A 19,042-nucleotide genomic window follows, 5' to 3' on the forward strand; every position below is an offset into this window, starting at 1 on the left:
GACCGTTGCGCCCAGCTATCAAAGTCGGACTCTCCACGGCTTCGGTTTACCCGTTGCGGGCCGAGGCCGCGTTCGAGTATGCGGCCCGGCTCGGCTACGACGGGGTCGAGCTGATGGTGTGGGCCGAGTCGGTCAGCCAGGACATCGACGCCGTGCAGAAGCTGTCCCGGCGCTATCGCGTACCGGTGTTGTCCGTGCATGCGCCCTGCCTGCTGATCTCCCAGCGGGTGTGGGGCGCCAACCCGATTCCCAAGCTGGACCGCAGCGTGCGGGCCGCCGAACAGCTCGGCGCGCAGACCGTCGTCGTGCACCCGCCGTTTCGCTGGCAGCGTCGCTACGCCGAGGGATTCAGCGACCAGGTCGCCGAGCTGGAGGCGTCCAGCGACGTGCTGATCGCAGTCGAGAACATGTTCCCGTTCCGGGCGGACCGGTTCTTCGGGTCGGGCCAGTCGCTGGAGCGGATGCGCCGGCGTGGCGGCGGTCCGGGCCCGGCGATATCGGCGTTCGCGCCCTCCTACGACCCGCTGGACGGCAACCACGCGCACTACACGCTCGACCTGTCCCACACCGCGACCGCCGGCAGCGACTCGCTGGACATGGCGCAGCGGATGGGCGGTGGGCTGGTCCACCTGCACCTGTGCGACGGCAGCGGCCTCCCCGCCGATGAGCACCTGGTGCCCGGACGCGGCACGCAACCGACCGCCGAGGTGTGCCAGATGCTGGCCGGCAGCCACTTCGCCGGCCACGTCATTCTGGAGGTGTCGACGTCCAGCGCGCGCAGCGCCAACGAGCGCGAGAGCATGCTCGCCGAATCCTTGCAGTTCGCCCGCACGCACCTGCTGCGCTGACAAATCCAGGAGACCATGAACGCGCTATTCACCACCGCAATGGCCTTGCGGGAGGTTGACCCCGGCGTCTTTGCGGGCGAACTCGACAAGCACTGGACCATCGGCCCCAAGGTGCACGGCGGCGCGATGCTGGCGCTGTGCGCCAAGGCCGCCCGCAGCGCCTGCGACGGGGAGTCGACCGGCCTGGAACCGGTCCAGCAACCTGTCGCGGTGTCGGCGAGCTTCCTGTGGGCACCCGATCCGGGTCCGATGCGGCTGGTGACCTCGATCCGCAAGCGCGGCCGCCGGATCAGCGTCGTCGATGTCGAGCTCACCCAGGGCGACCGCACCGCGGTGCACGCCGTGGTCAATCTGGGTCAGCCGGAGCACTTTCCACCCGACGGCGCCGCCAAGCCGCTGCTGTCGGCCAATCCGGTGGTGGAGCTGATGGCGCCCGAGCCACCCGACGACATCGCGCCGATCGGGCCCGGCCACCCGCTGGCCGGCCTGGTGCACCTGGGCGAGGGCTGCGACGTGCGACCCGTCCTCTCGACCCTGGGAACGTCCGCCGACGGCGGCCCACCGGTGATCCAGATGTGGGCGCGCCCCCGCGGCGTGGCCCCCGATGCGCTGTTCGCGCTCATGTGCGGGGATCTGTCGGCGCCGGTGACCTTCGCCGTCGAACGCACGGGCTGGGCTCCCACCGTCCAGCTGACCGCGTTCCTGCGCGGCCTGCCCGCCGACGGGTGGTTGCGAATCATCGCGACGTGCACCGAGATCGGGCATGACTGGTTCGACGAGGACCACACCGTCGTCGACAGCCTGGGCCGCCTCGTGGTGCAAGCCCGCCAACTGGCGTTGGTCCCTGCCGCCGGGTAGCCGCCGCTGTCTGCGATGCTGTCGGGCATGGCAAGAATCGCGATCGTCGGTGGCGGCAGCATCGGGGAGGCGCTGCTGTCGGGTCTGCTGCGCGCGGGCCGTCAGGTCAAAGACCTGGTGGTGGCCGAACGGGTGCCCGAGCGCGCCGAGTATCTGGCCGCCACCTATTCCGTGCTGATCACCTCGGTGGCCGATGCGGTGGAGAACGCGTCCTTCGTCGTGGTCGCGGTGAAACCCGGCGACGTCGAGCCGGTGATGGCCGAGCTGGCCCGGGCGGCGGGCGCGTCCGAGAGCGACACCGCCGAGCAGGTGTTCGTCACGGTCGCGGCGGGGATCAGCATCTCGTACTTCGAGTCGAAGCTGCCCGCCGGCACGCCCGTGGTCCGGGCGATGCCCAACGCGGCGGCATTGGTCGGTGCGGGGGTGACCGCGCTGGCCAAGGGCCGGTTCGTCACCGCCCCGCAGCTCGAGGGCGTCTCGGCCCTGTTCGACTCCGTCGGCGGTGTGCTGACCGTGCCGGAAGCCCAAATGGACGCCGTGACCGCGCTCTCGGGGTCTGGACCGGCGTATTTCTTCCTGATGGTCGAGGCCCTGGTGGACGCGGGCGTGGCCGCGGGTCTGAGCCGGGAGGTGGCGACCGACCTGACGGCGCAGACGATGGCCGGGTCGGCGGCCATGCTGCTGGAACGGATGGACGCCGAGCGGCGGCCGGGCGAGGGGGAGGCGCCGGGATTGCGCGTCGACGCCGCCCCGACCCAGCTGCGGGCGACCATCACTTCGCCTGGTGGCACCACCGCCGCCGGCCTTCGTGAGCTGGAAAGGGGCGGCCTGCGGGCGGCCGTCGACGCGGCCATTCAGGCCGCGAAAACACGCTCTGAGCAGCTAAGAATTACATCGGAGTAATCCAAGAATTTTGAACTGATTGTCCCCCACCAGTACCAGTAACCCCATTAGTCCCGCTATTCTCCTCTTTGTATGCACGTGTGGGGCCAGCGGAGGGGAAGCCGCTGGCATTGCGCGGGCCTGACACGATTGGGTTGCGATGACGTCTACGAACGGGCCATCGGCGCGAGATTCTGCTGGTAAGCGGGACACCGGTTCCGGCGAAGGTCAGCAGGGCAGGACACAATTCTTGACCGTCGCCGAGGTCGCGGCGTTGATGCGGGTCTCGAAGATGACGGTGTACCGGCTGGTGCACAACGGCGAGCTGCCTGCGGTAAGGGTCGGGCGGTCGTTCCGCGTGCATGCCAAGGCGGTGCACGACATGCTCGAGACGTCTTACTTCGACGCGGGCTGACCCGAATCCGGCCGCGCGCTGAGCGCGCGCAGCCGGCCAGCCATGCGCTTCGCGGCTACCCGGCGGTCGTGACGCCGGTTTGGTGTTCGGTGCGCCCCGCCGGGTAAAGTGTCCGGGTCAATCCTGCAAGCAGGTCACGGGTCAGATAGCGGAGTTCATGGGTTCAGTAATCAAGAAGCGGCGCAAGCGCATGTCGAAGAAGAAGCACCGCAAGTTGTTGCGCCGCACCCGGGTGCAGCGCAGAAAACTCGGCAAGTAGGGCCCCCGCGGCGTCACGCTGCGGTCTCTCCCGGTCGATAGGCTGTTTGGGTGGATCAGTCCAGTGGGGAAGGCGCCGGAACCGGCGACACCGCGAGCACCACGGTGCATTATCCCAAAATCGTGCTGGTTACCGGTGCGTGCCGGTTCCTGGGCGGCTACCTGACCGCTCGGCTGGCGCAGAACCCGATGATCAAAGGGGTCATCGCGGTGGACGCGATCGCGCCCAGCAAGGACATGCTGCGCCGGATGGGCCGCGCCGAGTTCGTTCGGGCCGACATCCGAAATCCCTTCATCGCCAAGGTGATTCGTAACGGCGACGTCGACACTGTGGTGCATGCGGCGGCGGCGTCGTACGCCCCGCGGTCCGGGGGCACCGCGGCGTTGAAGGAAATCAACGTCATGGGCGCGATGCAGCTGTTCGCGGCCTGCCAGAAGGCGCCGTCGGTGCGCCGCGTCGTGCTCAAGTCGACGTCCGAGGTGTACGGGTCCAGCGCGCACGACCCGGTGATGTTCACCGAGGACAGCACCAGCCGCCGGCCGCTGCGCGGCGGCTTCGCCAAGGACAGCCTGGACATCGAGGGCTACGCGCGCGGCCTGGGACGGCGCCGGCCCGATATCGCCGTGACGATCCTGCGGTTGGCCAACATGATCGGCCCGGCGATGGACACGACACTCTCGCGGTACCTGGCCGGGCCGTTGGTGCCCACGATGTTCGGCCGCGACGCGCGGCTGCAGTTGCTGCACGAGCAAGATGCGTTGGGCGCACTGGAGCGCGCGGCGATGGCGGGCAAGGCCGGCACGTTCAACATCGGCGCCGACGGGATCATCATGCTGTCGCAGGCGATCCGCCGGGCGGGGCGAATTCCCTTGCCGGTTCCCGGTTTTGGTGTCTGGGCGCTGGATTCGCTGAGGCGGGCCAATCGCTATAACGAGATCAGCCGCGATCAGTTCGCCTACCTGAGTTACGGCCGCGTCATGGACACCACCCGGATGCGTTCAGAGCTCGGCTACCAGCCGAAATGGACGACGGCCGAGGCTTTCGACGACTACGTCCGTGGTCGCGGCATGACTCCCATTATCGACCCGCATCGGGTACGCTCCTTGGAAGGTCGCGCCATATCTTTAGCTCAGCGCTGGGGTAGCCGAAATCCAGTTCCATGGGGTGGGGTCAGGTAGGTATCGTGGCGGGTGAATCCAGAGCCAATGTCATTCCACTGCACACGAATCGGGGCCGGGTAGGAGCGCGACGGAGGGCCGATCAGCGCGCGGAGGCATCTCGCCAGCATCCGTCGTTGCTCGGGGACCCCCACGGCGGGGCGTCGGCCGAACAGATCGCCGCCGTCGTCCGCGAAATCGATGAGCACCGTCGCGCCACGGCCGCGGGCTCGGCGGAGGCCCCGCTCAACGAACTGGCCCAACGCGTCGCCGCGGTCGCCGGATTCCTGCGGCAGCGGATCACGGGTGACTACACCGTCGACGAGTTCGGCTTCGACCCGCATTTCAACAGCGCGATCGTCCGGCCGTTGCTGAGGTTCTTCTTCCGGTCGTGGTTCCGGGTGGAGGTCAGCGGTGTCGAAAACCTGCCCAGCGACGGGGCCGCGCTGGTGGTGGCCAACCACGCCGGGGTGTTGCCGTTCGACGGCTTGATGCTCTCGGTCGCGGTCCACGACGAGCATCCTGCGCAGCGCGACCTGCGGTTACTGGCCGCCGACATGGTGTTCGACCTGCCCGTCGTGGGCGAAGCCGCCCGCAAGGCCGGCCACACCATGGCCTGCACGACGGACGCGCACCGGCTGCTGGCCGCCGGCGAGCTGACCGCCGTGTTCCCCGAGGGCTACAAGGGCTTGGGCAAGCGTTTCGAGGACCGCTACCGGCTGCAGCGATTCGGTCGCGGCGGCTTCGTGACGGCGGCGCTGCGCACCAAGGCGCCGATCATCCCATGCTCGATCATCGGGTCCGAAGAGATCTACCCGATGCTGACCGACGTGAAGTTGCTGGCCCGGCTGTTCGGCCTGCCCTACTTCCCGATCACGCCGCTGTTCCCGCTGGCCGGCCCGGCCGGCCTGGTGCCGCTGCCGTCGAAATGGCGCATCGCGTTCGGCGAGCCGATCTACACCAACGACTACGCCGCCTCGGACGCCGACGACCCGATGGTCACCTTCGAGGTGACCGATCAGGTCCGCGAGACCATCCAGCAGACGCTGTACAGGTTGCTCGCGGGCCGTCGCAACATCTTCTTCGGCTGAAATCCTTCGTTTTCTGGCTCCGATCGCTTCGCGATCCGGCCCATTCTATTGACGCGAAAACGCCCCGGAGCCAATGGCTTCCGGGGCGTTCTCGGGCGAATTACTTGACCAGCGTGAACTGGCAGACGTTGGTGTAGCCGTCGCGGAACAGGTCCGAGCAGCCCCGCAAGTACTTCAAGTAGATGTCGTAGGTCTCCTGCCCCTTCAGGGCAATCGCCTCTTCCTTGTGCGCCTCGAGGGCGTCCCCCCAGGCGGTCAGCGTCGGGACGTAATTCTTGCCGATGAAGTGATGTCGCTCGATCTTGAAGCCCGCGTCAGTCGAGTACTTGTCGACCAGGTCGACCTGGGGCAACTTTCCGCCCGGGTAGATCTCCTTCAAGATGAAGCTGATGAACCGCAGCAGGGTCATGTTCACCTGCAAGCCCATCGCCCTGCCTTCTTCGGCGGAGGGCACGACGATCGAGTGCAGCAGCATGCGGCCGTCGTCGGGCAGCAAGTCGTAGTACTTCTTGAAGAAGGTGGCGTAACGCTCGTATCCGGCGTCGCCCGCTCCGTCGGCGAAGTGCTCAAACGCGCCCAGCGACACGATGCGGTCGATCGGTACGTCGCCGGGAAATTCCTCCCAGCCCTGGATCCGCACCTCCTTGCGGCGGGGGCTGTCCATCTTCTCGAACTCTGCCACGCAGTGGGCGTATTGGTTCTCGCTGAGCGTCAGGCCGATGACGTTGACGTCGTACTCGGCCACCGCGTGCCGCATGGTCGAGCCCCAGCCGGAGCCGATGTCGAGCAGCGTCATGCCGGGCTCGAGGTTGAGCTTGTCCAGCGCGAGCTTGCGCTTCGCGTACTGCGCCTCTTCCAGCGTCTTGGTCAGATTCTGCGGGTCCGGATTCTCGTCGAAGTAGCCGCAGCTGTAGGTCATCGACGGGTCAAGCCACAGCTTGAAGAACTCGTTCGATTTGTCGTAATGGGATCGGACCGCCTCGACCGGCGGCTTCAGCTGGGTGCTACCCGATTCCCCCTGTGAAGTCATTGATTCGACCCTACTTTCCGGCTGATATGGATGCAATCGCGGCCACTGTTGCGTCAGTGTCAGCTTGAGTTGTGGCTTCCCCGAGCATCGTAACGACGCTGGTGATAAGCGGCTCCCCATCGGCGTCGGTGACTTCGCTGCGGATCTCCGCGAGCACGGTGCCATGAGATTCGATCACCGAGTCGAGATAGGTGTCGAAATACAGCTTATCGCCGGCCACAATCGGCCGGTGGAATTTGAACTTCTGGTCGCGGTGGATCACCCGGGCGATGTTGATCGGAATGCTGAACTTGGTGAAGATCTCCAGCTGCACGCGCCGTCCGGCGATGGCAAGGAAGGTCAGCGGGGCCACCAGTGAGTCATGCCCGGCGGCGGCGGCTTCCTCCTCGCTGAAGTGCGTCGGATGGTCGTCCTTGACCGAGAGCGCGAACTCCCGGATCTTCTCACGTCCGACCAGGAAATAATCCGGTGCCCGGTAGTGGCTGCCGATGAGTCCTTCGGCCTCTTTGGGGGTCGTCATGCCGCTGTCGCTCTCCGCTCGAATAGTCTCAGCGGCGCAGCCTATCAGCGCGATTGTCGCCGGGATGCCACCGCGGCCAGTGCGCCGCCGGCCGCTCCCAGCGCCAACGCCGAGGGCACCCCGATCCGCGCGGCCTTGCGGGCGGTGCGAAAGTCACGGATCTCCCAGCCGCGTTCGCGGGCCAGGGTGCGCAGCCGGGCGTCGGGGTTGATGGCGACGGCGGTGCCCACCAGCGACAGCATGGGCACGTCGTTGAAGCTGTCCGAGTAGGCGGTACAGCGTTTGAGGTTGAGCCCCTCCCGGATCGCCAACGACCGCACCGCGTGCGCCTTTCCGGTCCCGTGCAGGATGTCGCCGACGAGCCGGCCGGTGAATACGCCGTCGACGGATTCGGCGACGGTGCCCAGGGCGCCGGTCAGGCCGAGCCGCCTGGCGATGGTCGCCGCGAGTTCGTAGGGCGTTGCGGTGATCAGCCATACCTGCTGGCCGGCGTCGAGATGCATCTGGGTGAGCTCGCGGGTGCCGGGCCAAATCTTGTCGGCGATGATCTCGTCGTAGATCTCTTCGCCCAGGGCCACCAGCTCCTCGACCGATCGGCCCTCGATGAAAGCGAGCGCTTTGCGCCGGCCGGCGGCGACGTCGTTGCTGTTCTCCTTGCCGAGGATCTGGAATTTGGCCTGGGCGTAGATGAAGCCCAGGACATCGCGATAGGTGAAGTAGTTGCGCGCCGCCAGCCCGCGGCCGAAGTGCACGGCCGAGGAGCCCTGCACCAGCGTGTTGTCCACATCGAAGAAGGCGGCCGCGGTCAGGTCGATCGGCGGCTGCGGGCGATCCTCGTCGGCGGCGGTTTCGGCCCGCAGACCTTCCAGCGCGCGAGCCGCGCTGGCGTCGGCGGTGAGCGACTCCAGGTCAACCCGACTGGCGTCTCCGTTGACCGGGCCAGAGGAAGTCATCGCCAAACCTCCTAGATCGCTGTGTTGCCTGGCGACCCAGTGGGTCCCGGTGTTCAACCCTATCCGGAGGGGGCGGGGAGTGGTTCATGCCGAGTGTGACGTTAGCTTCACGTTGCGCGCCGAGCGTGAAGCTAGCGTCACGTTCGGCGGGCTGGGTGGTCTTGATCGCTGAGTCCGCGAGACGTTGACGATGAATCATTCCGACGGGAGTCCATTCTCTCCTGTCTAATTGGACGTCTAACTTTCACCGAACCCGGCCATCGAAGTGATGCTTTTAGGCATGCCGTCGAGTAGCGCTGCAGTTAGCTCTTCGAATGACAAAGCAAGGACCTCCATCCTCGGTTCTTCCGAAGGGAACGTATATGCAAACGAGTCGAGGTCGCCCTTGAGCGTGTAACGCTTGAGATACCGTCCGACGGACTCCTTATCGAGGGAGGGCATCTCTGTACACAACAAGTCTATTACGTCTGGGCCTGCCGGGCCGACTTCTAATTGCTGGTTGAGGCCCCGATCGTCCCATTGAATAAATAGCGTATTCAGTCGGAGGCCGCTGCGAAGGCTGTCTCCCATCCGCAAGATCACGTATTTTCCTGCATCAACAAAACGCGAAAATATAGCGGTAATTTCTTCGGATCGCTGGGCGGCGCGTTCGTGCTTCAACGACCGTAACACGCGGAAGCAACCTCCACGCATCGGCGCAATAACCCAAGCGGACCAATCGCCAAATTCGGCCCATTGGGGCCATTCTCTTATCTTGTCCCAATAATCTGAACGGAGGTACAAACTGCCCTCATGCCAGTCGGGCTCTTCGTATGGGCCTCTGCCTACTGAGTTCGCAAGCCTGCGCCAAAGGTCGTAATAGGACGCTAGCTCTGCGAATTCTTCGGAAGCGGCTGTGCCGCCAAATTGCGTGTTCATTAGGGAGGTTCCTCCTCGTCGGCCGCCTACGGTCGGCGCAGATAACCGTCTTCAAGCAAGGTATCAATCAGCACAGTTATTTTATTCTTAGTGTCATAGACTACCCACTGGATTCCTCCGCCGGGCTGACCGAATGCCTCCGCGACATTTCCGTACCTGACCTCCCAGTCTGCAGGCAATTCCTTGCCTGTGCCCTGGAATCGATTATAATCCCCAGATGAGCCTGGGGCCAGGCCACGCTCGGGGTAACTGTCGCCGACCGCTCCCATAAAATCGCCTCTTTGGTTGCTGACCTCTCCGATTCTATCCAACCACATATTCTTTGGAATGCTTCGGGCGGTTTCCCATTTTCCATCGGCGAAGCCATTCTCCGGCGGCCACTTCCAAGTCCCTTCAGCATGGTTCCAGAAGTTATCCAAAATGTCCTGGGTGGACATTCCCGAGTAGGGGCTCCGCAACGCTGATTCAGCAAGATCCCGCGGGCAGCCGTGTTCTATTAGATCCTGCACGAGCCTTTCCGGCGATTCGGCAAGCGTTAGCTGGGCTTGTCGCCAAGGCGGCAAATCCGACGGCGTCGTGTGCGGTACATGGCTATCGGCCGGATCGTCCGAAGGTATGCCGTCGTGTTGTCCGCGGCTGTCGGCATCATGCGGTCCGCCCTCGCCAGGCGGATGTGTCGATCCGCCATCCCCGGGCAGCGGGCCGCCATCGTGGGGGGCGCCGCCGTGAATCTCCGGCGGGTGCCCACCCGGTTCCCCGCCGTGGGGTACCTCACCCAGGCCGGGAGGTACTTCGGCGGGCGCCCCGCCCATGGGCACGGACGGCGGGGCCGGCAGGTGCGGCTCCGGTGGCGATGGGAGGCCCGCGCCGGGAGCCGGCGCGGCCGGTTCGCCGCCGGGAGGAGGCGGCGCGTGGGCCGGCGCCGGCTCAGCCGGTTTCGAGTGGGGCAGCGGCGTCTGTTCGGCCGGCGCGGGCACCGGTGGCCTGCCCCCGGGTTCTGAGGGCACCCCGGCTGGTTTCGGTTCGCCGCTGCGAGGTCCCTCGCCGACCGGTGGCTTCGATTCCGTCGGGCTGTGTGGGAGGGGGCCGTCAGCGGGCCCGGGTGCGGGCTTGCCGGCGGCGGGAGGCGCGGGCTTGCCTGGTTCCGGCTTGCCCGGGGGTGCGGGTTGTCCCGATTCCGGCGGCTTTGGCGCGGCCGGGGGTGATTCGGCCGGGGGTTTGACCGGGGGCGGTTTCACGCCGTCCGGCAGGCGCGGCGTCCGCGCTCCTCTCACCACATCGCCGAGGCCGCGCCCGAGCTTGCCGAGCTTTGACAGCGGCCCGCCGGGCAGCGCCAAAGTTCCGAGGTCGAAGAGCGTCTTCCCGAACGCTTCGTCGGGGTGCTCGGCCCACTCGTCCCAGTGGGTGACCTGCTTACCCAGCGCTTTCCAGGACTCGACGACGCCGGGCCCACCGTCGGGGCCCAAACCCACCAGGGGCAATTCCCCGGCAACCATGTCGGCGCCGTCTTTGGCGAAGCCCACCGGATCGGTTTGGAGCCGGTTCAGGCTGAATTTCTGCAAATCCTCGAGGAACCCGTAGCCCTCCACTCCGACACCCTTCAGGCTCTGGCCCACGTGGTTGAGGACTCTGCCCACCGAGGTGCCGTGCAGGAAGTGGTCCCATTCCTTTCCCGTCCACCGGCCCATGGCTTCGGCCGTCGCGACGGCCGCCGTCATGGCGGCGTTGATCTGATTGCCCAGCGTCTCGGCTTCCTGGGCGAAGTTGCCGATCACCGTGCGGATGTCGTCGGCGATCCTCTTGATCTCGTCTTCGTCTTCGTCGGTGAGCCACTCCCAGACCTCTTTGATCCCGGTCATGGGGTCACAGATGCGCGACAACAGATCCAGGATCGCCGCATGTACGCGGTCGATCTTGGCGGCGTAGCCGGTGAGCTGTGCGGCAATCTCCTGGCACTGGCGTGCGACGTTGATCGTGGCGTCGGAGGCATCCGCCAACGCCTTGTTGATTGCGGCGGCCTCCGGTATCTGCTGGGCGCCAATGGCGGCCATGGTGCCGCCGCCCGCCGCGATCTCGGTGGTCATGAAGTTGACGCCCGCGGTCGTCCACGCCGCCGCGGCGGCGCGCAGTTTCGCCGAATCGCCGGTGGGCCAGATCATTCCGATGTACGGGGCCACCCAGCTCCAACCCGCCGGGGCGCTGCTGCCGGCGCCCACCGCCGACGGCGGCTTCGCCCCGACGGTCAGCGGCGCGGTCACCTGCGGAGTCGGCAGGCCCGCGGCCTGGCCCGTGACATCCGACATCGCCTCGGCCAGGGCGTAGTTGTGTGCCGACACCCGCACCCCGTCGCCGATGCTGCACAGCCCACTGCGGGTGCCGGCCATCGCCTCGAGCAGCTTGGCCGCTGCACCGTCATATTTGCGGCCCAGCGCTGCGCCCACCGGATCGTCACCGGCCATGCCGGCGCTGCCGGCCAACGCCGCGGTCAGGGACGAGATCACGGATCCCAGGGACTCACCGGTGGCGAGCACCGTGGCACCGGCGCGGTCCAGGGCTACCGGGTCACACGCCAGCGGCGCCATCCGCTCACGACCACATACCGAGATTCGTCGACATCGCCCCGGTGTAGTTGCCGTGCGCTGTCGTGGCTGCCTTTTCGAGTTGCGCCAACGCCTCGCGCATCATCGCCTCGCCGCGCACCCAGTGCCGATGCGCCTCAGCATGGGCGGTCGCGGCCTGGCCCGTCCAGGTGGTGTGCAAACGCGCTACACGAGAATCGATTTCGGTGATCATGTCTTCGGCGTAGCGTTGAAACGCCGCCATCCGCTGCACCACATCGGCCAACCCCTGGGGGTCGACCCGAAACGCCTCAGCCACCACGCACCGCCCGTTCCGCCTGGGCGGACCCTGCCTCGTTGCTCTGATAGCCCTCGCCCGCCTGGCCCACCAGATGCGCCAACAGCGACAAGCCCTGTTGCACCTCGCGAGCGCCCCGATGCCACAGCTCCCACGCCGAGGCATACGCCGTCCCCGCCGCGCCCTGCCAGCCGCCCAACAGCTGGCCCACTTGATCGTCAAGCGCGCCCAGCTCGGCCGAAAGGTGCTGGGCCGCGCCACCGATGGAGGCGGCGTGGCTTTGCATCACCACCGGATCGACGCGCAGCGTCTCGTCGGCCATAACCGGAACATAACGCCTGGTAGGTGGGCTCACAAGTCACCGATGCGACACTGGAGCCCATGACTGAAGCGACCGGCCGACCACGGGTCGAGCTGCTGACCCGCGACGGCTGCACCATCTGCGAGCGGGTCCATGACCGGCTGACGGAACTGGCGCCCGAGCTGGGCTTCGACCTGTCGACGACCGACGTCGACACCGCTGCGGCGGCCGGCAACCCGGCGCTGCGGGCCGAGTTCGGCGACCGGCTGCCGGTGATCCTGCTCGACGGCCGCGAGCACAGCTACTGGGACCTCGACGAGGCCCGGCTGCGTGCGGATCTCGCTCGATGAGGACGACCGGGCCATTATTTGGTAGCCCACCTGTTCAACGATTACCTTGGAAACCAGTTCAATTACTGGAGGAAGCAAGGGAGCTGGCCAGGTGATGCTGCCGTGAGCGTCTTGCTTTTCGGGGTTTCGCACCGCAGTGCGCCGGTCTCCGTCCTGGAACAACTCACCATCGACGAGTCCGATCAGGGCAAGATCGTCGACCGGGTGTTGCAGTCGCCGCTGGTAACCGAGGCGATGGTGCTGTCGACATGCAACCGGGTCGAGGTCTACGCGGTGGTGGACGCGTTCCACGGCGGGCTGGCCGCAATCGGGCAGGTGTTGTCGGATCACTCCGGAATGTCGATGGGGGACCTGACCAAATACGCGTACGTCCGTTACAGCGAGGCCGCCGTCGAGCATTTGTTCGCGGTGGCCAGCGGCCTGGACTCCGCGGTGATCGGTGAGCAGCAGGTCCTGGGCCAGGTGCGTCGCGCGTACGCCACCGCCGAAACCAATCGCACCGTCGGCCGGGTGCTGCACGAGCTGGCCCAGCGGGCGCTGTCGGTGGGGAAGCGGGTGCATTCGGAGACCGCCATCGACGCGGCCGGCGCCTCGGTGGTGTCGGTCGCTTTGAGCATGGCCGAACGCCGGCTGGGCGGCCTGGACGACAAGGCCGCCGTGCTGGTCGGCGCCGGCGCGATGGGCGCCCTGGCGGCGGCCCACCTGACCCGGGCCGGCATCGGGCATGTGCACGTTTTGAACCGGTCGTCGTCGAGGGCGCAGCGGTTGGTCCGCAAGATCCGTGAGGCCGGTGTGCGGGCCGACGCCATGCCACTCGACCGCTTGGCCGACGCGGTGGCCGACGCCGACGTCATGGTCAGCTGTACGGGCGCGGTGAGCCCGGTGGTCACGCTGGCCGACGTGCACCACGCGCTGGCCGCCGCGCGCCGCGACGAGACGGCCCGTCCGCTGGTGATCTGCGACCTGGGCATGCCGCGTGACGTGGACCCGGCCGTCGCCGGTCTGCCCGGTGTGTGGGTCGTCGACGTGGACCGCGTGCAGCACGAGCCGTCGGCGCACGCCGCGGCGTCCGACGTCCACGCCGCGCGCCACATCGTGGCGGCCGAGGTCGCCGCCTACCTGGCGGGGCAGCGGATGGCGGAGGTCACCCCGACCGTGACCGCGCTGCGTCAGCGCGCGGCCGACGTGGTGGAGGCGGAGCTGCTGCGCCTGGACAACCGGCTGCCCGGCCTGGAGAGCGCCCAGCGCGAGGAGGTGGCGCGCACCGTGCGCCGGGTGGTGGACAAGCTGCTGCACGCCCCCACCGTGCGGATCAAGCAACTGGCCAGCGCCCCCGGCGGGGACAGCTACGCCGAGGCGTTGCGCGAACTCTTCGAACTCGACCAGACCGCCGTCGACGCCGTCGCCGCAGGCGAATTGCCCGTCATATCAACGGGATTCGACGCGGGAACTTCGGAAACGTCGGTCGAGTAGCCGATTGCCGAACGTGATCCGGATAGGCACCCGGGGCAGCCTCTTGGCCACCACCCAGGCCGGCGTCGTCAGGGACGCCTTGATCGCCAACGGTCATCCGGCGGAGTTGGTGATCGTCACCACCGCCGGCGACCGCTCGTCGGCGCCCATCGAGACCCTGGGGGTCGGCGCCTTCACCACCGCGCTGCGCGAAGCCATGAGCGACGGCCGCGTGGACGCCGCGGTGCACTCCCACAAGGATTTGCCCACGGCGGAAGACCCGCGGTTCACGGTGGCGGCGATACCGCCCCGCAACGACCCCCGCGACGTGGTGGTGGCGCGCGACGGGCTGGTGCTCGCGGAGTTGCCACCCGGTTCGCTGGTGGGGACGTCGTCCCCGCGGCGGGCGGCGCAGCTTAGAGCATTGGGTCTCGGTTTGGAAATCCGCCCCCTACGAGGCAACCTAGATACCAGGTTGAACAGGGTAAGCAATGGTGATCTCGACGCGATCGTGGTGGCGCGGGCCGGACTGGCCCGGCTCGGTCGCCTCGACGATGTCACCGAGACGCTAGAGCCGGTGCAGATGTTGCCAGCACCGGCTCAGGGCGCGCTCGCCGTCGAATGCCGCGCCGGTGATGGGTTGGCGGCAGTGCTGGCGGAGTTGGACGACGCCGACACGCGTGCGTCGGTCACCGCGGAGCGAGCCCTGTTGGCCGAACTGGAGGCGGGCTGTTCCGCACCGGTGGGCGCGATCGCGGAGGTGGTCGAGTCCATCGATGAGGACGGCCGCGTCTTCGAAGAGCTGTCGCTGCGCGGGTGCGTGGCGGCGCTGGATGGGTCCGACGTGATCCGCGCGTCCGGCATCGGCGCCGCCGATCGGGCGCGAGAGCTGGGGGTTTCGGTCGCCGCGGAGTTGTTCGAACTCGGCGCCCGTGAACTCATGGCCGAGGCGCGGCAGGACCCGGCACGGGGAAATTAATTTCGAACGACGTGGGAGCGACAATGACGACGCGAGGGCGTAAGCCGAGACCCGGACGCATCACGTACGTGGGTTCCGGTCCCGGTGATCCGGGACTGTTGACCACCCGGGCCGCCACGGTATTGGCGAACGCCGCCCTGGTGTTCACCGACCCCGACGTGCCGGAGCCGGTGCTGGCGCTGATCGGCAAGGACCTGCCGCCGGTTTCCGGCCCGGCGGCGCCCGCCGACGCGGCGACCGGGAACGGCGGGGCCGCCGGCGGTGCGGAGCAACCCGCGGTGATATCGGCCGGTCCGGACATCCGCCCGGCGCTGGGCGAGCCCGCCGAGGTGGCCAAGACGCTGACCGCCGAGGCCCGTGCCGGCGCCGACGTGGTGCGGCTGGTGGCCGGCGACCCGCTGACGGTGGACGCGGTCATCACCGAGGTGAACGCCGTCGCGCGAAGCCACCTGCACATCGAGATCGTGCCCGGCCTGGCTCCCACGGGCGCCGTGCCCACCTATGCGGGGCTGCCGCTGGGTTCGTCGCACACCGTCGCCGACGTCCGCGACCCGCAGGTGGATTGGGACGCGCTGGCCGCGGCGCCCGGCCCGCTGATCCTGCAGGCCACCACGTCGCACCTGGCCGACGCGGCGCGCGCCCTCATCGATCACGGGCTGGCCGAGACCACCCCGTGCGTGGTGACCGCGCACGGCACCACCTGCCAGCAGCGGTCGATCGAAACCACGCTGGGCGGCTTGACCGACTCGGCCGTGCTGGGCGGGACGGACCCGGCGGGCCCGTTGACCGGGCCGCTGGTGGTGACCATCGGCAAGACGGTGGCCAGCCGGGCGAAGCTGAATTGGTGGGAGAGCCGTGCGCTGTACGGCTGGACCGTGTTGGTGCCCCGCACCAAGGACCAGGCCGGCGAGATGAGCGACCGGCTGACGGCCTACGGTGCGCTGCCGATCGAGGTTCCGACCATCGCCGTCGAGCCCCCGCGCAGCCCCGCACAGATGGAGCGGGCCGTCAAGGGCTTGGTCGACGGCCGCTTCCAGTGGGTGGTGTTCACCTCCACCAACGCGGTGCGCGCGGTGTGGGAGAAGTTCGGCGAGTTCGGCCTGGACGCCCGCGCGTTCTCGGGCGTGAAGATCGCCTGTGTCGGCGAGTCGACGGCCGACCGGGTCCGGGCGTTCGGGATCAGCCCCGAGCTGGTGCCGGCCGGCGAGCAGTCGTCGCTGGGCCTGCTGGACGACTTCCCGCCCTATGACAGCATTTTCGACCCGGTGAACCGTGTCCTGCTGCCGCGGGCCGACATCGCCACCGAGACGCTGGCCGAGGGGCTGCGCGAACGGGGCTGGGAGATCGAGGACGTCACCGCCTACCGCACGGTGCGCGCCGCCCCGCCGCCGGCGGAGACGCGGGAGATGATCAAGACCGGCGGCTTCGACGCCGTGTGCTTCACGTCCAGCTCCACGGTGCGCAACCTGGTCGGCATCGCCGGCAAGCCGCACGCGCGGACGATCATCGCCTGCATCGGCCCCAAGACCGCCGAGACCGCCGCCGAGTTCGGCCTGCGGGTGGACGTGCAGCCCGAGACCGCCGCCGTCGGTCCGCTGGTGGACGCCCTGGCCGAGCACGCCGCGCGGTTGCGCGCCGAGGGCGCGCTGCCACCGCCGCGTAAGAAGAGCCGCAGGCGCTAGGCCGGTGGCGATCACAAGCGCGGCGGAGCCGGGCGCAGTGGGTCGCCACGGGAGCCTGTGATGGCCTACCCGCGGCAGCGTCCGCGCCGGCTCCGCAGCACTCCCGCGTTGCGTCGTTTGGTGGCGCAAACCTCTTTGGAGCCAAGGCATCTGGTCCTGCCGATGTTCGTCGCCGACGGCATCGACGAACCCCGGCCGATCGCCTCGATGCCCGGCGTCGTGCAGCACACCCGCGATTCGCTGCGCAGCGCCGCCGCCGATGCCGTCGCCGCCGGGGTGGGCGGGCTGATGCTCTTCGGCGTGCCACGTGACGAGGACAAGGACGCGACCGGGTCGGCCGGCGCCGACCCCGACGGCATCCTCAATCTCGCCCTGCGGGACCTGGTCAAGGACCTCGGCGACGCCACGGTGTTGATGGCCGACACCTGCCTCGACGAGTTCACCGACCACGGCCACTGCGGTGTCCTGGATGCCAGAGGCCGGGTGGACAACGACGCCACTGTGGTCAGGTACGTGAAATTGGCTGTGGCGCAGGCGGACTCGGGCGCGCACGTGGTCGGGCCGAGCGGAATGATGGACGGCCAGGTGGCCGCCATCCGCGACGGCCTGGACGCCGCGGGCCACACCGACGTGGCGATCCTGGCCTACGCCGCGAAGTTCGCCTCGGCGTTCTACGGACCCTTCCGGGAGGCGGTCAGTTCCAGCCTGTCCGGGGACCGGCGCAGCTACCAGCAGGAGTCGGGCAACTTCCGCGAGGCGCTTCGCGAGATCCGCCTGGACCTCGACGAGGGCGCGGACATCATCATGGTCAAACCCGCGATGAGTTACCTCGACGTGGTCGCCGCGGCGGCCGACATCTCACCGGTACCGGTGGCCGCCTATCAGGTCTCGGGTGAGTACGCGATGATTTGCGCTGCGGCCGCGAACAATTGGATCGACGAGCGAGCGGCGGCCCTGGAATCGTTGACCAGCATCCGCCGCGCGGGCGCCGATATCGTGCTGACCTATTGGGCCGCGGACGCGGCCGGTTGGCTTTCGTGAGATGGGGCTTGCGTTGAATTCCGAGACTGCAGCGAGGGGCGCCGAACCGAGGCGGTTGTTCTACGAGCCCGGCTCCAGCTGGTGGTGGGTGTCATGGGGCCCGGTCGCGGCGGGCGCGATGATCCTGATCGAGGTCTGGAGCGGCGCCCCGGTGTCCTTCCTCATTCCGGTGATCTTCTTGGTGCTGGTGTCGGGTTTCGTCGGGTTGCAGGTCAAGGCGGCACGGATCCACGTCTCGGTCGAGCTGACCGAGGACGCCCTGCGGCAAGGCACGGAGACCATCCTGGTGCGCGAGATCCTCAAGGTGTACCCGGAACCGGAACACCACGAAGCGTCCGGGAAGGAGCTGGCGCGGTGGCAGTCATCCCGGGCGCTCGGCGAATTGGTCGGTGTGCCCCGCGGGCGGATCGGCATCGGCCTCAAGCTCACCGGAGATCGCACCGCACAAGCGTGGGCCCGCCGGCATCGTGAGCTCCGCGCGGCGCTGACTCCGCTGGTTCAGGAGCGGGTCGAACCGGCCGATGTCACCGACGCCGATCGTGACGACGACGCCGGGTCCGCACCGTGAGCGCCCGATACGGCAGCACCCGTGCCCTGGTCGAAGTCGGCCTGGCCTGCGCGGCGCTCGTCGGCGCGGGCGTGAGTTGGTCGCGCTCGCATCACACGGTCGGGGTGGCGCCCATCGCCGACGGGCAGCCGTACACCACCTCGACGGTGTACGACCCCCAGCTGCTGTTGCTCACCCTGCTGCTGCTGTCGAGCGCCGGGGTGCTCGCGGTGGTCGGGATCGCCAGGCGGCGCCGGGAGCGGCGCGTCAGGACGTCCTGAGCAGCGACAAGGCGAGCCGGCGACGCCTGGCGATGGAGTCGGCCACGTCGTGCAGCGCCTCGTGCACCGAGCGGGTGCCCGACAATTCCGTCCCGCCGACGCCCAAGGATTCGGTGACCGCCGGGCTCGCGACCAGGGTCCACTGCACCCCCGCGGCGCGGCAATCCTCGTCGAAAGTTTCCAAGAGCGAAATGCCCGCCTCAGCGAATTGGCTCACGTCGCCCATGTCGAGCACCACATGGTCCTCGCCGAGGATGAAACGACGAATGTGCTCGCCGAGTTGCTCGGCATTGAAGGCGTCGATTTCACCCCGGATGGTCACCACGGTCGCCAGCTGACGGCGATAAGCGCGCACCCGGGCGCCGCCGCAGTGGAAGATGCCGTTCTGCTCTCGTGTCAGCACATCGGCGATCGTCATGGGCACCCCTCATTCTCCGTGCCGCTCGCTATGCCTTCTGACGCTAAACCCCAAGGTTAAGGGGGCTGAAAGCCACACCTAACGTTTCGCTAAGAAGCGATTCTCACCACGGTTTCGGACGACTTCGAGCAAAGGCCGCAGGGCGCCGATTTCCGGCGAAAGACCGCGTGCCACACCACAACCGTCCGCGCGTCGCGGCGATTG

At 67.9% G+C, this 19,042-nt stretch carries 22 protein-coding genes; 14 read left to right on the forward strand and 8 right to left on the reverse strand.

Annotated elements, in window-relative coordinates; translation table 11 throughout:
- Positions 1–5 precede the first annotated feature (5 nt).
- From G6N51_RS22185 to G6N51_RS22215, 7 genes are all read left to right on the forward strand, one after another.
- Positions 6–848: a sugar phosphate isomerase/epimerase family protein gene (locus tag G6N51_RS22185; RefSeq protein WP_083172321.1), complete on the forward strand. Its 843-nt coding sequence runs from the start codon at positions 6–8 to the stop codon at positions 846–848.
- Positions 849–863: 15 nt separating this feature from the next.
- On the forward strand, positions 864–1,706 hold the full coding sequence (locus tag G6N51_RS22190) for a thioesterase family protein (RefSeq protein WP_083172318.1): 843 nt from the start codon (positions 864–866) through the stop codon (positions 1,704–1,706).
- A gap of 27 nt (positions 1,707–1,733) precedes the next feature.
- Positions 1,734–2,609, forward strand: a complete 876-nt coding sequence (gene proC, locus G6N51_RS22195; protein WP_174814336.1) for a pyrroline-5-carboxylate reductase — start codon at positions 1,734–1,736, stop codon at positions 2,607–2,609.
- Positions 2,610–2,748: 139 nt separating this feature from the next.
- Positions 2,749–3,003, forward strand: a complete 255-nt coding sequence (locus G6N51_RS22200; RefSeq protein ID WP_046185670.1) for a cell division/environmental response transcriptional regulator — start codon at positions 2,749–2,751, stop codon at positions 3,001–3,003.
- 157 nt (positions 3,004–3,160) lie between these two features.
- Entirely contained in the window at positions 3,161–3,262 is a 102-nt protein-coding gene (locus tag G6N51_RS22205; RefSeq protein WP_003402602.1) for a 30S ribosomal protein bS22, read from the forward strand.
- Positions 3,263–3,312: 50 nt separating this feature from the next.
- Positions 3,313–4,440 carry an SDR family oxidoreductase gene (locus G6N51_RS22210; protein WP_083172313.1) on the forward strand — a complete coding sequence of 376 codons (1,128 nt, stop codon included), beginning with the start codon at positions 3,313–3,315 and terminating at the stop codon, positions 4,438–4,440.
- On the forward strand, positions 4,422–5,510 hold the full coding sequence (locus G6N51_RS22215) for a lysophospholipid acyltransferase family protein (protein WP_142274988.1): 1,089 nt from the start codon (positions 4,422–4,424) through the stop codon (positions 5,508–5,510). Before G6N51_RS22210 ends, G6N51_RS22215 begins: the two co-directional genes overlap by 19 nt.
- A 100-nt stretch (positions 5,511–5,610) precedes the next feature.
- Here G6N51_RS22215 and G6N51_RS22220 read toward each other — a convergent pair whose 3' ends face one another.
- The 7 genes from G6N51_RS22220 to G6N51_RS22250 form a co-directional block, all read right to left on the reverse strand.
- The gene (locus G6N51_RS22220) at positions 5,611–6,540 is read right to left on the reverse strand and encodes a cyclopropane mycolic acid synthase family methyltransferase (protein ID WP_083172309.1); all 930 of its coding nucleotides are present in this window, start codon (positions 6,538–6,540) and stop codon (positions 5,611–5,613) included.
- 10 nt (positions 6,541–6,550) lie between these two features.
- Positions 6,551–7,060: an FAS1-like dehydratase domain-containing protein gene (locus G6N51_RS22225; protein ID WP_083172307.1), complete on the reverse strand. Its 510-nt coding sequence runs from the start codon at positions 7,058–7,060 to the stop codon at positions 6,551–6,553.
- A gap of 44 nt (positions 7,061–7,104) precedes the next feature.
- On the reverse strand, positions 7,105–8,013 hold the full coding sequence (locus G6N51_RS22230) for an HAD family hydrolase (protein ID WP_083172305.1): 909 nt from the start codon (positions 8,011–8,013) through the stop codon (positions 7,105–7,107).
- 237 nt (positions 8,014–8,250) lie between these two features.
- Positions 8,251–8,931, reverse strand: coding sequence for a hypothetical protein (locus G6N51_RS22235; protein ID WP_232078450.1), 681 nt, complete (start codon positions 8,929–8,931; stop codon positions 8,251–8,253).
- A gap of 26 nt (positions 8,932–8,957) precedes the next feature.
- Positions 8,958–11,513, reverse strand: coding sequence for a glycohydrolase toxin TNT-related protein (locus G6N51_RS22240; RefSeq protein ID WP_083172299.1), 2,556 nt, complete (start codon positions 11,511–11,513; stop codon positions 8,958–8,960).
- Positions 11,514–11,517: 4 nt separating this feature from the next.
- Complete coding sequence (locus G6N51_RS22245) at positions 11,518–11,808, reverse strand: WXG100 family type VII secretion target (protein WP_083172473.1); 291 nt, start codon at positions 11,806–11,808, stop codon at positions 11,518–11,520.
- Positions 11,801–12,109: a WXG100 family type VII secretion target gene (locus G6N51_RS22250; protein ID WP_083172296.1), complete on the reverse strand. Its 309-nt coding sequence runs from the start codon at positions 12,107–12,109 to the stop codon at positions 11,801–11,803. Before G6N51_RS22250 ends, G6N51_RS22245 begins: the two co-directional genes overlap by 8 nt.
- A gap of 59 nt (positions 12,110–12,168) precedes the next feature.
- Between G6N51_RS22250 and G6N51_RS22255 the strand changes: the two genes are divergently transcribed.
- The 7 genes from G6N51_RS22255 to G6N51_RS22285 all read left to right on the forward strand — a co-directional run bounded on the left by G6N51_RS22255 (position 12,169) and on the right by G6N51_RS22285 (position 18,420).
- Positions 12,169–12,438 carry a glutaredoxin family protein gene (locus tag G6N51_RS22255; RefSeq protein ID WP_083172294.1) on the forward strand — a complete coding sequence of 90 codons (270 nt, stop codon included), beginning with the start codon at positions 12,169–12,171 and terminating at the stop codon, positions 12,436–12,438.
- 102 nt (positions 12,439–12,540) lie between these two features.
- Positions 12,541–13,911, forward strand: a complete 1,371-nt coding sequence (locus G6N51_RS22260) for a glutamyl-tRNA reductase (protein WP_083172291.1) — start codon at positions 12,541–12,543, stop codon at positions 13,909–13,911.
- 13 nt (positions 13,912–13,924) lie between these two features.
- The gene (hemC, locus tag G6N51_RS22265) at positions 13,925–14,869 is read left to right on the forward strand and encodes a hydroxymethylbilane synthase (protein ID WP_083172471.1); all 945 of its coding nucleotides are present in this window, start codon (positions 13,925–13,927) and stop codon (positions 14,867–14,869) included.
- A 23-nt stretch (positions 14,870–14,892) separates the two neighbouring features.
- Complete coding sequence (locus G6N51_RS22270; protein WP_083172288.1) at positions 14,893–16,551, forward strand: bifunctional uroporphyrinogen-III C-methyltransferase/uroporphyrinogen-III synthase; 1,659 nt, start codon at positions 14,893–14,895, stop codon at positions 16,549–16,551.
- Between the two features lie 60 nt (positions 16,552–16,611).
- The gene (gene hemB, locus G6N51_RS22275; RefSeq protein ID WP_083172286.1) at positions 16,612–17,592 is read left to right on the forward strand and encodes a porphobilinogen synthase; all 981 of its coding nucleotides are present in this window, start codon (positions 16,612–16,614) and stop codon (positions 17,590–17,592) included.
- A gap of 55 nt (positions 17,593–17,647) precedes the next feature.
- The gene (locus G6N51_RS22280) at positions 17,648–18,160 is read left to right on the forward strand and encodes a DUF3093 domain-containing protein (RefSeq protein WP_083172283.1); all 513 of its coding nucleotides are present in this window, start codon (positions 17,648–17,650) and stop codon (positions 18,158–18,160) included.
- Positions 18,157–18,420 (forward strand): hypothetical protein, encoded by a 264-nt coding sequence (locus tag G6N51_RS22285; RefSeq protein WP_083172281.1) that lies wholly within the window; start codon positions 18,157–18,159, stop codon positions 18,418–18,420. The genes G6N51_RS22280 and G6N51_RS22285 overlap by 4 nt, the downstream gene beginning before the upstream one ends.
- Here G6N51_RS22285 and G6N51_RS22290 read toward each other — a convergent pair.
- Entirely contained in the window at positions 18,407–18,838 is a 432-nt protein-coding gene (locus tag G6N51_RS22290; protein WP_083172279.1) for an STAS domain-containing protein, read from the reverse strand. The two genes, G6N51_RS22285 and G6N51_RS22290, sit on opposite strands and share 14 nt — an antisense overlap.
- Positions 18,839–19,042: the final 204 nt, after the last annotated feature.

It is taken from the genome of Mycobacterium paraseoulense (assembly GCF_010731655.1).
Classification (GTDB): Bacteria; Actinomycetota; Actinomycetes; order Mycobacteriales; family Mycobacteriaceae; genus Mycobacterium; species Mycobacterium paraseoulense.